Genomic DNA, 13,626 nt, shown 5'->3' with positions numbered 1-13,626 from the left:
ATAAGTTGGCCCCAGTCACCCCTTAGAGCCGCTGGTGTAGTACGTACCTCGCCGCTCACCGTGCTGGATGATTTGCCCCTCATCGCGCAGCCGCACCAACAATTTTTTGGCCTGCCCATCGCTCAAACGGCACAACTCCATCACCTCGGCGCGCTTGATTTGCCCGTGCTGGCGCACATAGCTGAGCACCATTTGCTCGTGCTGAAGTGCCGTAAAGCCCGCCTGCCGCGTATAGCCTGCCTTGTCGCCAGCCGCACGGTAAACGGTCAAGGATAGCGTGTAGCTGCGCCCCCGCGTTGTGCCGTGGGCTTCCACCAGACCGGCCTCGGTCAGCGCCTCCAGCGTGCGCTTGGCGCTGGCCGCGTCGCGCTGGATACGCTCGGCCAGCTCCTCAGCCGTCACCCGTTTGAGCTCCCTAAGAGCCGCCAGGGCGATCAGGCTGTCGATTGGCAACTCGCCCCCCCGGCGGCGCTCCTCTTGCACCACCAGGCGCCGAAACTCCATATCCGCCGGGGTAGTGGGCAGGCATACCACCACGCTGTGCACATCGGTGCGCGAATAGTCGGGGCTGGGGCGGCCAAACTTGAGCATGCCCCGAAAGATCGTGTCCACCCCGCGCCCTGAACGCTCCACCACGCCCACGCGCTTCATGGCATCGGCCAGGGCACGGTTGCGCGGACGTGGCTCGGTAACCAGCAGGTTGGCCAGCGTCACGCCGTCCACCAGACCGCCGGGGTTGCTCACCACCAGCGCATCATCCTCCAGGCGCACATGCACGGCGTTGAGGCGGTGGTAATCGCGGTGAATCAGGGCATTGGCCACCGCCTCACGGAAGGCGGCCATGTCCACCAGCGGCACCGGCACGCGGAACAGGCCTACCTGAATCTCGTCTTCCGGGTTGTAGGGGCGGAAGTTGGTTTCCAGCCAGTCCAGCGCCTTGAGCAGCGGAAAACGGCGGAACTCATTGAAGCGCACCGCCTGCTGGGCCAGCACCTGAAAAGCAAACTCGTGCGTAGGCACCCACTGGCGCAGCGAGGTCTCGCGGCCTACCAGCAGCAGGCCGGTCAGCGTGGGCACACGGGAGCCGTCCGGCTGGCGTGCGGTCAGGCCCAGCGCACCGTCCAGCGCCTCGTCGTCCAGTTCCAGCAGCACCCGGTCGCCGCCGTAGTGCTGCACCGCTTGGCGCAGGCGCTCACGCTCCAGCGGATCCAAGTCGGCCAGCGTGGCACCGGCCACCGGCTGCGCCGACACATCGACCAAGCCTAAACTGGCCGCCCGGCTCTCGCGCTCGTGCGGCAGCATGGGGGCACACTCGGGCGTGCCGTCGTGCTTGAGCCGCCGGCGCAGGTACACGCCGCCCACCGTGGCCACCACCGTTTGCGCCTTGGGCACGGTGATGCACGCCACGGGCAGGCCAGCAGCCTGCACCGGCTCCACCTGCACCCGCAGCGAGGGCGAGGTGCGCGCCGCCACCAGCCCGGCCAGCCCTGCCAGATTGCGGTGGTCCACATGCAGGCCGGTGGGGGTGCCGTCATCCTCCACACCCAGCCACAGCGCACCGCCCTCGGCATTGGCCAGGCAGACGATGGCCTCGACCAGATCGCTGTCGGGCAGGCGCTTGCGGTCGCTTTTGAACTCGACGGTGAGCGATTCGGCACTGGGCAAGGCGGGGGTCATGGGGCGGCGGCTTCCAGCAGGGGCGTGACGCGGACACGGCCTGTGAGGAGATCGTCCATGAGGGCGGATTTAAGCTCTCCCAGCTTGGCGGACTCTGCTGTCGCATTCTGTATGCGGTTATCGATTTCATCCAAGCGCGTGGTAATCAGATCCTGTTCGATAGGAAGCGGCTTTACAGTCATCAAACCCCGGATCGTTGGTAGATTCAGTCCCGCTTTTGCACCCGCATCATTCAGCTTGCTGATGTAATTTTGTGCAATTGGTCCGGCTAGGTAATGGCCAACGAATCGCGGATTAACAGTATCAAAGTCTGGGCGTACCAGTGCAATGTGCTGGTTAATGTACGCCTCGCCCAAACCATCTGGAACGACACCGACGATACCCAAATCAGCCGTGATGGAAATCAGGATGTCGCCAAACTCTAGCCTTGTCCGCTGTCCGTCTGCATTCCTAGGTGGGCGCACGTAGATCGTCGATTCGTAGCGAAAGTTAATGTGCTCGCGCGTTAAGTTACCAATCCGAACGAATAGCGCACCGCTGTCAGCATAGAAGCGCGCCCAATCGCGCGAACCGCTGGTGACAGTCTTGGACACCGACTCCAGCGTGACGACCTCCCACTCCTTTGGAATCCACCCCAGCGGCGATAGCTTGTAAAGGTGTGGCGCTTCGGTTTGGGGCGGGCGCAGTTCGCCGTTGGCAGCTATGCCGCGCGTCAGCAGGTCGTGCAGCAGGCCTTGCTTGACGGCCTTGAGCTTGGCGATGATGGCCTCGGTTTCGTGGATGGCGGTGTCGAGGGTGTCGAGAATCTGGGAAATTTTCTGTTGCTCCCCGTAAGAGGGCAGAAAAATTTGAAGACGCTTTACGTCGGAATCATTGAGCGCCGGGTAACTGGAACCAATGGCATCACGCACCGCTTGCGCCGTAACGTGGCGGCTCATCAGCGAATGAAACAAGTAACCGGGATGGCTGATACCCTCGCGACCGCACACTACAGAAAATCCTGTGGAAGCGATCAATGGCCCCTGTTCGTTTGGATCAATAAGGCCGTGGGTCTGTAAGTTAGGCCGTACCGTACCAAATAAGATGTCAAGGCCTCTCACAACGCGGCGGGCGCGGCTTGGTGCATCGCCAAATGTTGTTTCTGTTACTGATCCCCAGTTGATGAACCCTGCTTCAACTGCACTGAGATCGATGTATCGAAATCGAGTGCTCGAAGGTGTATTTGCTGACAGCGTCTCTACGTTAGTGTCAGCAACGTCGCCAAGCGCGTAGTAACTCGTTGCTGCATCAGACATACGCCAGCCCCTTCAAAAACCGCTGCAAGGCCTTGGCCGCTGCATCCCGCTTGGCCTCGATGTCGGTCAGCGTCACGCGGTACTTGTCCCACCAGTTCTCGAACGCGGCCACAATTTGCTTGCGCTGCGCGCTCATGTAACGCTCCACAATCGCCTGCATGTCGTTGTGCAGGATGGTCAGCAGCAAATCGGCGGCGGCCTCGGTTGTCAGCCCCTCCACCGCAGTGGTAATGTGCTGGTTGAAGCTGTCGTACTTGGCCTTGAGTTGCTTCTTGACGGCGGTGCGCTCCTTTTTCCAGTCCTTAAGCTGGTCTTCGCTCACGGCGTTGTCGAGGTCGGTGTCGTCTTCTGCCGCTTCGGCGGTTTCGCCATCCTCACCCTCAGCATCCTTGGCCGATTTTGGCTCTGCGGCCTTGATCTGACTGTCCAGTTCGGCTTTTTTGGCTTCCAGCGTGGTAATGGCCTCCACAAAGTCGCTCATCAGTAACTTGACCAGCTTGTGCTCCAGCGGGCTTTCTTTGCTGGCCTTGTCCTCCAGCGCGGTCACGATACTGGTGCGCCAGGCGTCGGCCACGCCCTTGGCTCCGCGCGCTTGCAGGGTCAAAAAGTCGTATTTGGTCTGGTACCAGAACCCGGCCACAATGCCGCGCACCTGGAAGGGGTCGAGCAGGCCAATGGCCTCCAGGCTCTGGCTAAAGCTGGTCAGCAAGTCGGAACGCAGGGCCACCAGGCTGGTAGCACCGTCGTTGCCGCTGTTTTGCATTTGCCCGGACAGGGCCGTGATGCGGGCGCTGTGCGCTTGCCACCATTGCGCAAAGGCAGCGCGGATGGCTGCTTCCTTGGCCACCAGACCAGCGTTGTGTTCGATGGCCGGCTTGATGGCTTGCCGGCTGTCGAGGACGGGCGCAAAGTCGAAGTACTTCGCGTCCCTGTCCACCAGCAAGTCCAGCGGGTTCAGGCCGTGGGCGCTGAACAGGCTGACCTTGGCGGCTACTTCGGCCTTGGGGATGCCGCCCACCAGATGGGCGCGCACGTCGTGCGGTTCGGGCGGCGGCGCGTTGTCGGCGTAGCGGCGGATGTTGAGGTTGTAGCCGTTGGCCTGCAGCGTGGCGTTGTCCACGATGGCCGAGAAGCCGTCGATGGCGCGGAATTCGTCAAAAGTGGTGACGATTTTCTCGATGTGCTCGGGCAGCAGGTAGTTCTGGGCGCGGCCTTCAAAAAACTCCCGGTCGGCGTTGATGAACAGCACTTTGCCCTGGCGCTCGGCAGGCTTGCCGCTGACGCGCTGGGCACCGTTTTGCACCCGCTGGCGCAGCACCAGAATGCAGGCCGGTATGGCGGCACCATAAAACAGGTTAGGCGCGATGCCAATCACCGCTTCGAGCAGATCGTCCTCAATGATGCCAGCGCGGATGGTTTTTTCCTCGCCGCCCCGGAAAAGCACGCCGTGCGGCAATACCGTAGCCACCATGCCACCGTCGCGGGTGACAGCCAGCATGTGCTGCAAAAACATCAGGTCGGCTTTTTTGGCCCCCAGCGGCACCTGGCCATAGCGGAAGCGTTCGGCCTCGAACTTGGGCTTCCAGGCGGGGCTGCCGTCGGTGTCCTGCTCGGTATTGCCCCAGCTGATGGAAAACGGTGGGTTTGCCAAGATGCGGTCGAAGTGCATCAGCTCGCCGCCTTCGACGTGCTGCGGCTCGGCCAAAGTGTCCTCGTTTTGCAGGTTGGCGCTGCTGATGCCGTGCAGCAGCATGTTCATTTTGGCAATGGACCAGACCGTGCCATTGAATTCTTGCCCGAACAGGTTGGCCTTGCGGCCATCTTCGCCGTGCTCGTCGATGTACTCCTTGGCCGCGATCAGCATGCCACCAGAGCCACAGCAGGGGTCGTAAATGTCGTGCTTGAGCTCAGGCTTGAGAAGCCGCACCATCATCCGCACCACCGAACGCGGGGTGTAGAACTCGCCGCCCTTCTTGCCCGCTGAATCGGCAAACTCGCCAATCAGGTACTCGTAGGCCGCGCCCAGCAGGTCGGGGAATTCAAAGTCGTCATTGCGCAAGCGGCAGGTGCCAAAGTGGGTGATGAGCTGGCGCAGCTTGATGTCGGGGATCTTGCTCTGGCCCACCGTCTTCGTAAAGTTGATGTGTGCCACCACGCCCTCGAGGGCAACGTTGCTCTCTTCCAGCCCGCTGATGGCCTTGTTTAGCCAGTCGCCCACGTTCTTGTGCGCCTCGTTGAGCAGGGTGTCATAGCGTGATTGCGGCGGCACCCAGAACGAGCCGTCCTTCTTGTACCAACGCGGATTCTCCGCCGAGATAATGGCTTCAAGCTCGGTCTTGCCTGCTGCACGTTCAAGACGTATGACCTCCTCTTGGCGCTGCTCGAAAACATCGGAGCAGCGTTTGAGAAACAGCATCCCGAAGATGTATTCCTTGAATTCGGAGGCATCCATCTTGCCGCGCAAAATGTCGGCGGCTTTGAAAAGGTGGCGTTCCAGCTGGGGCAGGGTCAGGGGCATGGAGGGGGATCCGGTCGTTTTTGCGTGTTTACTTTTTTACTGGTTTGCGTATTTCTGCAAAAGCAACTCACGCACTTCATCGACGATCTTACTGCCCCGCATGGCGCACTGCGCCTTGATGGAACGGTGCAGGCTCTCGGGGATGTCGATGGTCAGGCGCTTCATCGGCTCGGGCACCGGCTGGTCTTCGGTGCGGTTGTCCACCCACAGATCGACCATTTCGGGTGCAGGGCGGTTGGTCGGCTTGGTGCCGAACGCTACTTTCTTGGTGCTCACTTCGCATACTCCATCAATTCGGCTGCAACGGCCTCCATCTCGGCAACGGCTGGCCCTGCAGCGGGAACTTCAAAAATGGCCTGCCCTTGGGCGGCGGCCTCGGCAAAAACCACCCGCTGCGCCACGCTGGCTTGCAGCACATGCACCGGGTAAGCGGCCAAGGCGTCGCGCACATCGCGCCCGATGGCCGTGTTTGTAATTTTACGGTTCACCACAAACACAGATTTGATGCTGTCCTTGTAGACACGGGCTTCCTCGATCAGCTTCACAACCTCCTCGGCGGCCCAGATGTCGTAGGGCGACGGCTGGACGGGGATCACCACGATGTCGCTGGCCATGATGGCCGACCGCGCCAAGTCGGTCACGCGCGGTGGGCCGTCAATGATGATGTGGTCGTAGCCCTGACCGATCTGTGCAATTTCCTTGTGGATGGTCGGACGCGGAAAGCCCACCACGGAAAACAGCGGCGCGGCCTGGCGTGCAGCGGCCCAATCCAATGCGCTGCCTTGGGGGTCTGCATCGATCAGCAGCACGCGCGCGCCAGTGCGTGCCAAACAAGCGGCCAAGTTGACGCTGAGGGTGGTTTTCCCCACGCCACCCTTCTGGTTCAGGATGCCAAAGATCATGTTTTTGCCTTTTGTGTTTTTCTGTAAATTGTACTTTAAGGAACAACCAGACCAACCTGCTTAAAAAAAACGATGCCGGCAAAAATTTCGCGCCACCCATACTGCTGAAAAAAACAGCACCACGCGCAACCAAGGACAACGCCATCAACACGCTCCGGACGCACCTCGCTCTGACCTTCGCTGCGCTACGGTGCCTCCTTGCAATTTGCTTCGCAAATCGAAGGAGGGTGAACATGGGTTTTCCGATTGAGTTTGATCTTGTTTTCAGTCACGGAACGCAAGTTCGAGACACGGCACCTGCACCGTGCTATCGCGAAACAGCAGCAACACAAAGCCAGCAGAAGACCGGCTTCGCCGGAGCACGGGCTACGCCATTAGTAATAGGGGAGGGACTTGGGACACTTGCAAAACAAGCAGTCGACCCACACCGTGCTATCGCGGAACAGCAGCAACACAAAGCCAAGGAGAAACACGGGGGGGAGCACGGGCTACGCCATTAGTAATAGGGGAGGGACTTGGGACACTTTTTGCAAAACAAGCACTCGACCCACACCGTGCTATCGCGAAACAGCAGCAACACAAAGCCAGCAGAAGACCGGCTTCGCCGGAGCGTAGGCTACGCCATTAGTAATACGCAGGGACTTGGGACACTTTGTAAAACGAAGGCTCAATCCCCCGAAAACAAGTCCGCCACGTAGCGGCCTACTGCGCTCTTACTGATGCCCAACTGGGCCGCAATATCGCGGACACTTAGCCCTTGAGCCTTGAGCGCCAACGCCTGCGCTTTCTTGGTTTCGGCTGCGAAAAGGTAGGTCTGACGATCCACTTCGCCAGCGGCACGTCTGCGCGCTTCATCTCGCTTTTTGTCGCGGTCGTGGCGGCGTTCCAAGGCCATGTCCTTCGAAATAAGCGTGCCCATGCGGCGCTGCTCCTCATCGGTGATGCCAAACAGCGATATCAGCGTCGCGTTGCGCGGGGTGTAGAGCGGCGCAAACCGCTTGCCGTTGAACTCGATCTTCTCGCCCGCCTCGTGCGCCTTGGCCTTGGCGTACAGGGTCATCAGCTCGCGGCTGCGGCAGTTCCAGTTCGGATCCAGCTCACGCGCCAGCACCGCAGCCTCTTGGTACATCAGCGAGGAATGGGTCGCACCCGAGAGCAGCAGGAAGTTCAGGCGCCAGAACAGGTGCAGCATGCGTTCGCCTTCGCCCACGCCACCGCGCAATTGGGCCAGCTGGCGCAAGTCCTCCAAACGGTCCCAGGCCAGTTGGCGGCCGTTTAAAGCCTTCAAGTTGCCTTGCTGGTACCCCTGCACCAACTTCAGGTTTTGACGGGCTTTACGGGCCTTCTGGGCCGTTTCTAGGTCCCATCGTGCCACGGGGAGAAGGAATTCGGCCAGATAATCGAACTTGTAGCGGATCGGCTGGCCATCCGGGCCGGGTTCGACGTGTACCACGCGGCACACCTCGCCGCTCTTGGTGTTGACAGTATCGACCAGCCGCAGCACGCGCGAGGCGTCCTTGGCGGCCGGGTCGGCCCCCAGAAACGCCAGCCGCTCCACCAAGTAGCGTTGGCAGGCGTTCCAGCGTGGCAAGGCCTTGCGTGGCAGGGTGCCATCCAGCAACCACTTGGCCTGTATGCCTCGCCCCGAGAACACCAGCAGCGACGGGGCCGGGATGCCTTCCTCGGCGCAGAAGTACAGCACCGTCTGGGCCAGCCGCTCAGGGCTGCGTCCCACGGCCCAGTCTTGGCGGTAGGTGTCGAGGTCGGCAAACAGCAGCCCGATGCGGGCCAGATTGACGACGCGGCGGTTGGGGGCAATGAACTCGGCCTGCGACAGCCACGTGTCCCGGGTGTGGTCGAGGTTGGAGAGCACCACCGGCATGTCCGACAGCCGGTAGCTCTGCTGATGCTTGTCGGAGCGTGCGTTACTCGACAGCAGCAGCGAGAAGAACCCGTGCCGGCTGGTGTCGTGGTAACAATTTGCCTCGTCGAAGGGGCTGAACTTGAGTTGGGCTTGCGCCATTTTGGGTGTTCCGGTTGTAAGACAGGAAACCGGGCGCTAAAATCGAGGCCAATTTCTGGTGTTGGGCCTCTTGGGTTTAGCACTTTGGGTTGGGGTAGTACCACCTACCTTCGCCCTGGTTTTCTGCCAAGCCCCGCCGTCGAGCGGGGCTTTGCTTTTTGTGATTTCGGTATCGTACCGGAGATTCAAGCGCGTCAGCCTTGCGCCGGGCTGTCGATGCGCACGCCGGACTTGAGCATCTGCAGGATGGCCAGGTTGATGACGGCGGCGCGGTGCGCTACACTGGCCATCGTCGGGGTCGTCTCAGAAAACGGAATTTAAAGCACTCTAGCGGACGGCGCGTGCCTGCTGTGGGACTGGTGATGCCCTGGAGCCGCGCCGAGCGGCCAACACAGGCCCTGGTTCTCGAAACTCGTCGTTCGACCTCGGTCGAGGTGAGAACGGGTTCCGAGAACCTTCTTTGGCATCTTCACCGGGCCGGGCGTGTCGTTTTCAGAAGACGACTGCACGGAATGTCAGGAGTCGTTTGCACTGTCTAGATCACCCGAGGTGGGTATGTCGTTCATGCCTTGGCTCTGCTTCCATCGCCGCCAGTCCCTGCAAAATGCCGCAGGCGTCCATGGCCTGCTCGCTTTGACAACGCTGACGTAGCTCGCTGAGTTGCTGCTTGAGCTGGGACAGCTCATTTATCCGCACATCGACGTGGGCGATGTGCTCGTCGAGTAGCTGGTTGACGACACCACAATCGCCTGTTGACTGGTCGATAAAGCCCAGCAGCGTGCGGATTTCCTCGTGCGTCATGTCCAGCGCGCGGCAGTTGCGGATGAAGCGCAGCCGGTCAACCTGAGCATTGCTGTAGCTGCGGTAGTTGGCGACCGTGCGCGCCGGGGCGGGCAACAGTCCTTCCTTTTCGTAGTAGCGCACGGTCTCCACCGTGCACTGTGCGATCTGCGCAAGTTCACCGATTTTCATGGGCCTACTTTAAGTCACTTGACCCTGTAGTCACTTCAGGGTGTGAAATACGCCATGTTCCGACAATGGTTTCGCACTATGACCGACCGCCCCGCCAAGACGACGCCTACTCATCCCGCTTGCAGCCACGATCACTCGCCTGATCAGCATGACCATGCGCAAGATCATCACCAAGATCCGCATGGCCAGGAATGCTGCACAGGCCGACCGCTCCAAAGGCCGATCTCGGCTGCCGACAGCCAGGTCGTGACCCATATTCCAGCCGGCCACACGCTGACCCGTCTGCGCATTACCCAGATGGATTGCCCGACCGAAGAAGCCCTGATCCGCAAGAAGCTCGGCGGCATGGCCGCTGTGCGCGGCCTGGAATTCAATCTGATGCAGCGCGTGCTGACCGTGGTACATCGGCACGATGCCCTGTCCGCCATAGATGACGCCATCCGTGACCTCGGCATGACGACCGAAACGATGGAGGGCGCTGCCGTAGCTAGCGCGCCGGTCAGCAAGCCCTGGTGGCCGATGGCCCTGGCCGGCATGGCCGCCGTGGGGGCGGAAATCGCGTACTGGCTCGCCGGGCCGGAATGGCTGGTCGCGCTGCTGGCACTCATCGCGATCACCCTCAGCGGTATCGGCACCTATCAAAAGGGCTGGATCGCCTTGCGTCACGGCAATCTCAATATCAACGCCCTGATGAGCATTGCCGTCACCGGCGCAGTACTGCTGCGACAATGGCCGGAAGCGGCCATGGTGATGGTGTTGTTCACCATCGCCGAGTGGATCGAAGCCAAGTCGCTGGATAGGGCACGAAATGCCATCCGCAACCTGGTGCAACTCACGCCGGAACGGGCAACGGTGCAACAGGCGGACGGCAGCTGGGCCGATGTGCCGGTCAAGACCGTGGCCATCGGCCAGACCGTGCGCGTCAAGCCGGGAGAACGCATCGCCCTCGACGGCGTGCTCACAATCGGACGGTCGAGTGTCAACCAGGCACCCATCACTGGCGAGAGCCTGCCGGTCGAGAAGTCGGTCGGCGACAGCGTCTTCGCAGGAACCATTAACCAGTCCGGTTCCTTCGAATACCAGGTCACGACTGAATCCACGCATTCGACGCTGGCGCGCATCATTCACGCGGTCGAGGAAGCGCAAGGCGCACGCGCACCCACACAACGCTTCGTCGATCAATTTGCCAAGTGGTACACGCCGGCGGTGTTTGTCTTTGCCCTGGCGGTGGCGCTGGTGCCCCCGTTGCTGCTTGACGGTGTCTGGCACGACTGGATCTACCGGGCGTTGGTGCTGCTGGTCATTGCCTGCCCGTGCGCCCTGGTCATTTCGACGCCCGTCACCATCGTCAGCGGCCTGGCGGCGGCCGCCCGCCATGGCATCTTGATCAAGGGCGGTGTCTATCTCGAAGAAGGCCACAAGCTCGCATGGCTGGCTTTCGACAAGACCGGCACCATCACGCACGGCAAACCGGCGTTGACCGATACCGCATTGCTGGACGCACCGGCCGGGCTGGATGCAGTTCGTATCGCCACCAGTCTCGCGGCGCGATCCGATCACCCCGTGTCTCATGCCATTGCCGTCGCCGGGCGAGAAAACGGCACCCCCCTGCTGGAGGTAGCCGACTTCGCCGCCATTCCTGGGCGAGGGGTGCGTGGAACGGTTGACGGCGTGCCATACCAGCTCGGCAACCATCGGCTGATTCATGAGCTGGGGGTATGTTCACCTACCCTGGAAGCGCGGCTTGGCGAACTAGAGGAGCAAGGCAAGACGGTCATTCTGCTCACTGATGGCGAGCGCGTACTGGTTCTGTTCGCCGTGGCCGACACGGTCAAGGACAGCAGCCGCCACGCGATCCGGGCGCTGCACGAGTTGGGCATCAAGACCGTCATGCTGACTGGCGACAACGCGCACACCGCGCGTGCCATCGCGGCCCAGGTCCAGATTGACGAAGCCTTCGGCGACCAACTGCCGGAGGACAAGCTGCGTGCCGTCGAAGGCTACGCGCGCAGCGGCAAGGTAGGGATGGTGGGCGACGGCATCAATGATGCCCCGGCCCTGGCGCGTGCCGACATCGGTTTTGCCATGGGCGCAGCGGGTACCGACACGGCAATCGAGACGGCCGACGTGGCACTCATGGACGATGACTTGAACAAGATCGCGCGCTTTGTGCGTTTGTCACGCGCCACCCGAACCATACTGGTGCAGAACATCGCGTTGGCCTTGGGCATCAAGGCGGTGTTCCTGGTCCTGACATTCACGGGACAAGCCACGATGTGGATGGCGGTGTTCGCCGATATGGGCGCCAGTCTGTTGGTCGTGTTCAACGGTTTGCGGTTGCTGCGACGCTGAACTAAATACGGGGTATGAAGCTAGAGCGTGTTATGGACTTTCACCCGTAGTGCGGGGCTGTCCTATGCTTGCGGGATGAGCAGGAAGCCGTATCCGAGTGATTTGTCCGAAGACGAATGGGCCTTCGTGGCACCGTACCTCACGCTGATGAAGGAGGACGCGCCGCAGCGCGAGCACAGCCCGCGCGAGGTGTTCAATGCGCTGCGCTGGCTGGCTCGTGCAGGAGCACCGTGGCGCATGCTGCCCCATGACTTCCCGCCGTGGGCCGCCGTGTACCAGCAGTTTCGGCGCTGGAGCGATGCGGGCTGTTTCGAGGCGCTGGTGAGCGACATGCGCGGCATCATCCGTGCGGGCCAGGGGCGCCAGGAGCAGCCCAGCGCCGTGGTCCTTGATGGACGCACGCTGCAAAGCACTTGCGAGAGCGGCCCGCGCGCGGGCTACGACGGCTACAAGCGCCGCAAGGGCTCCAAGGTGCACATGGCTGTGGACACGCTGGGCCATCTCATCGAGTTGACGGTCACGCCTGCCAACGAGCAGGAACGCTCACAAGTCAAGCAACTGTGCGAAGCCGTGCAGCGGGCTACGGGCGAGACGGTCGAGGTCGCTTGGGCCGACCAAGGCTACACGGGCGAGCAGGCCAAGGAGGATGCGGCGGCGACGGGCATTGAGTTGCGCGTGGTCAAGCTGCCCGAGGCGAAGAAGGGCTTCGTGCTGCTGCCGCGACGCTGGGTGGTCGAGCGCAGCTTTGCCTGGCTGGCACGCTTTCGCCGTCTCTCACGCGACTTCGAGCGCATGCCGGAAGTGCTGGCATCGCTGCATTTCGTGGTGTTCGCCATCCTCATGCTGCCCAAGGCCGTGATGCTCTTGGGCGCCGGTCAAAGTTCATAACACGCTCTAGTGGGGTCGATTGACGCTGATGGTCGGCGCGCTACAAGCCCTCGTGCTTGGGTAAACGATGGGACGGCAGGTTCTATGTTTCACAAGCGAGGCTGATACGCAATGATCGCCATGCCTGCGAGAGTTACGACCACACCCACCAGATCCCAGCTGCTGGGGCGGATGCCGTCCACCGACCACAGCCAGCCCAGCGCCACCGCCACGTAAACTCCCCCATAGGCTGCATAGACCCGTCCGGACGGAGCTGCATGCAAGGTGAGCAGCCAGGCAAACGCGGCAAGGCTAAAGGCCGCTGCTGGTAATAGCAGCCAATCTGTGTCTTGACCGCGCAGCCACAGCAGCAGCAAGTAGCAACCAACCATCTCTGTGATGGCAGTGGCGATGTAAAGCAGCAGTGTTTTCATAGTGGCAATGGAAGTTTAATATTCCGTGGGTTTTAATAGGAGCAAGGTCACGTTTACCCGTCTTCGGGTCACTGTGCGTTGGATTGGGCGACAGAGGCAGCCACAATGAGCTGTTCCCGTATGGCTTTTGCTTCCTTTTTGAAGCCTGGCAGGTTCGGGATCACAACGGTCGATGCCGATGAATTGCTAGCGATCCGCGACGGGTTGGTACGCTCGCCCTTGACGAGGTATTCAAAGTGCAGGTTTGGCCCCGTGGCCGTTCCGGTCGAACCAACCGTGCCGATAGTCTGGCCTTGCTCCACGCGCTGTCCGCGCCGGACGGCGATGCGTCCGAGATGGGCATAAGCGGTGGCTGCCTGATCGGGATGTCGAATCACCACGTAGTTGCCATATCCACCTTGCCAACCCGAAAAGGTCACCACACCGTCGGCGACAGTCCGAATCGGAGTTCCGGCGGGTGCCCCGTAATCCGTTCCCTTGTGGGCTTTCTGTTCCCCCAATACCGGGTGGATGCGTGGTCCGTATGAACTGGTGATCCTGGAGAACGCCAACGGGGAGGCCAAGTAGGGGTCGTCTCAGAAAACGG

11 protein-coding genes are annotated in these 13,626 nt (G+C 61.3%); 2 read left to right on the top strand and 9 right to left on the bottom strand.

Annotated elements, in window-relative coordinates:
- Positions 1 to 15: 15 nt before the first annotated feature.
- The 7 genes from CON76_RS07585 to cadR form a co-directional block, all read right to left on the bottom strand.
- Positions 16 to 1,677, bottom strand: a complete 1,662-nt coding sequence (locus tag CON76_RS07585; protein WP_101102764.1) for an ATP-binding protein — start codon at positions 1,675 to 1,677, stop codon at positions 16 to 18.
- On the bottom strand, positions 1,674 to 2,972 hold the full coding sequence (locus CON76_RS13285) for a restriction endonuclease subunit S (RefSeq protein WP_101102763.1): 1,299 nt from the start codon (positions 2,970 to 2,972) through the stop codon (positions 1,674 to 1,676). Before CON76_RS13285 ends, CON76_RS07585 begins: the two co-directional genes overlap by 4 nt.
- A complete protein-coding gene (locus CON76_RS07575) occupies positions 2,965 to 5,490 on the bottom strand; it encodes a type I restriction-modification system subunit M (RefSeq protein ID WP_101102762.1) in 2,526 nt (841 codons plus the stop codon). The genes CON76_RS13285 and CON76_RS07575 overlap by 8 nt, the downstream gene beginning before the upstream one ends.
- 36 nt (positions 5,491 to 5,526) lie before the next feature.
- Positions 5,527 to 5,766: a hypothetical protein gene (locus CON76_RS07570; protein ID WP_101102761.1), complete on the bottom strand. Its 240-nt coding sequence runs from the start codon at positions 5,764 to 5,766 to the stop codon at positions 5,527 to 5,529.
- The gene (gene parA, locus CON76_RS07565) at positions 5,763 to 6,392 is read right to left on the bottom strand and encodes a ParA family partition ATPase (protein WP_101102760.1); all 630 of its coding nucleotides are present in this window, start codon (positions 6,390 to 6,392) and stop codon (positions 5,763 to 5,765) included. Before parA ends, CON76_RS07570 begins: the two co-directional genes overlap by 4 nt.
- 667 nt (positions 6,393 to 7,059) lie before the next feature.
- Positions 7,060 to 8,415: a helix-turn-helix domain-containing protein gene (locus tag CON76_RS07560; protein WP_101102759.1), complete on the bottom strand. Its 1,356-nt coding sequence runs from the start codon at positions 8,413 to 8,415 to the stop codon at positions 7,060 to 7,062.
- A gap of 540 nt (positions 8,416 to 8,955) precedes the next feature.
- Positions 8,956 to 9,387, bottom strand: a complete 432-nt coding sequence (gene cadR / locus CON76_RS07555; RefSeq protein ID WP_101102758.1) for a Cd(II)/Pb(II)-responsive transcriptional regulator — start codon at positions 9,385 to 9,387, stop codon at positions 8,956 to 8,958.
- Between the two features lie 78 nt (positions 9,388 to 9,465).
- On the opposite strand from cadR, the gene CON76_RS07550 reads away from it, so the two are divergent.
- Positions 9,466 to 11,739 (top strand): heavy metal translocating P-type ATPase, encoded by a 2,274-nt coding sequence (locus CON76_RS07550; protein ID WP_205758204.1) that lies wholly within the window; start codon positions 9,466 to 9,468, stop codon positions 11,737 to 11,739.
- 75 nt (positions 11,740 to 11,814) lie between these two features.
- Complete coding sequence (locus CON76_RS07545) at positions 11,815 to 12,627, top strand: IS5 family transposase (RefSeq protein WP_101102756.1); 813 nt, start codon at positions 11,815 to 11,817, stop codon at positions 12,625 to 12,627.
- Between the two features lie 89 nt (positions 12,628 to 12,716).
- On the opposite strand, the gene CON76_RS07540 is transcribed toward CON76_RS07545, so the two are convergent.
- Both CON76_RS07540 and CON76_RS07535 read right to left on the bottom strand, forming a co-directional pair.
- Positions 12,717 to 13,040: a YnfA family protein gene (locus CON76_RS07540; protein ID WP_101102755.1), complete on the bottom strand. Its 324-nt coding sequence runs from the start codon at positions 13,038 to 13,040 to the stop codon at positions 12,717 to 12,719.
- A 68-nt stretch (positions 13,041 to 13,108) separates the two neighbouring features.
- Positions 13,109 to 13,603 carry a M23 family metallopeptidase gene (locus CON76_RS07535; RefSeq protein WP_101102754.1) on the bottom strand — a complete coding sequence of 165 codons (495 nt, stop codon included), beginning with the start codon at positions 13,601 to 13,603 and terminating at the stop codon, positions 13,109 to 13,111.
- Positions 13,604 to 13,626: the final 23 nt, after the last annotated feature.

This window comes from Macromonas bipunctata, assembly GCF_002837135.1.
In the GTDB taxonomy this organism is placed as follows: domain Bacteria; phylum Pseudomonadota; class Gammaproteobacteria; order Burkholderiales; family Burkholderiaceae_C; genus Macromonas_A; species Macromonas_A bipunctata.
The sequence above is the reverse complement of the archived record's forward strand: the minus strand, read 5'-3'. Positions and strand labels throughout refer to the sequence as shown.

Excerpts from the sequence above, each read along its gene's own strand:
- CON76_RS07585 (WP_101102764.1), bottom strand. The coding sequence starts at position 1,677 with ATGACCCCCGCCTTGCCCAGTGCCGAATCGCTCACCGTCGAGTTCAAA.
- CON76_RS13285 (WP_101102763.1), bottom strand. The coding sequence starts at position 2,972 with ATGTCTGATGCAGCAACGAGTTACTACGCGCTTGGCGACGTTGCTGAC.
- CON76_RS07575 (WP_101102762.1), bottom strand. The coding sequence starts at position 5,490 with ATGCCCCTGACCCTGCCCCAGCTGGAACGCCACCTTTTCAAAGCCGCC.
- parA (WP_101102760.1), bottom strand. The coding sequence starts at position 6,392 with ATGATCTTTGGCATCCTGAACCAGAAGGGTGGCGTGGGGAAAACCACC.
- CON76_RS07560 (WP_101102759.1), bottom strand. The coding sequence starts at position 8,415 with ATGGCGCAAGCCCAACTCAAGTTCAGCCCCTTCGACGAGGCAAATTGT.
- cadR (WP_101102758.1), bottom strand. The coding sequence starts at position 9,387 with ATGAAAATCGGTGAACTTGCGCAGATCGCACAGTGCACGGTGGAGACC.
- CON76_RS07550 (WP_205758204.1), top strand. The coding sequence starts at position 9,466 with ATGACCGACCGCCCCGCCAAGACGACGCCTACTCATCCCGCTTGCAGC.
- CON76_RS07545 (WP_101102756.1), top strand. The coding sequence starts at position 11,815 with ATGAGCAGGAAGCCGTATCCGAGTGATTTGTCCGAAGACGAATGGGCC.
- CON76_RS07540 (WP_101102755.1), bottom strand. The coding sequence starts at position 13,040 with ATGAAAACACTGCTGCTTTACATCGCCACTGCCATCACAGAGATGGTT.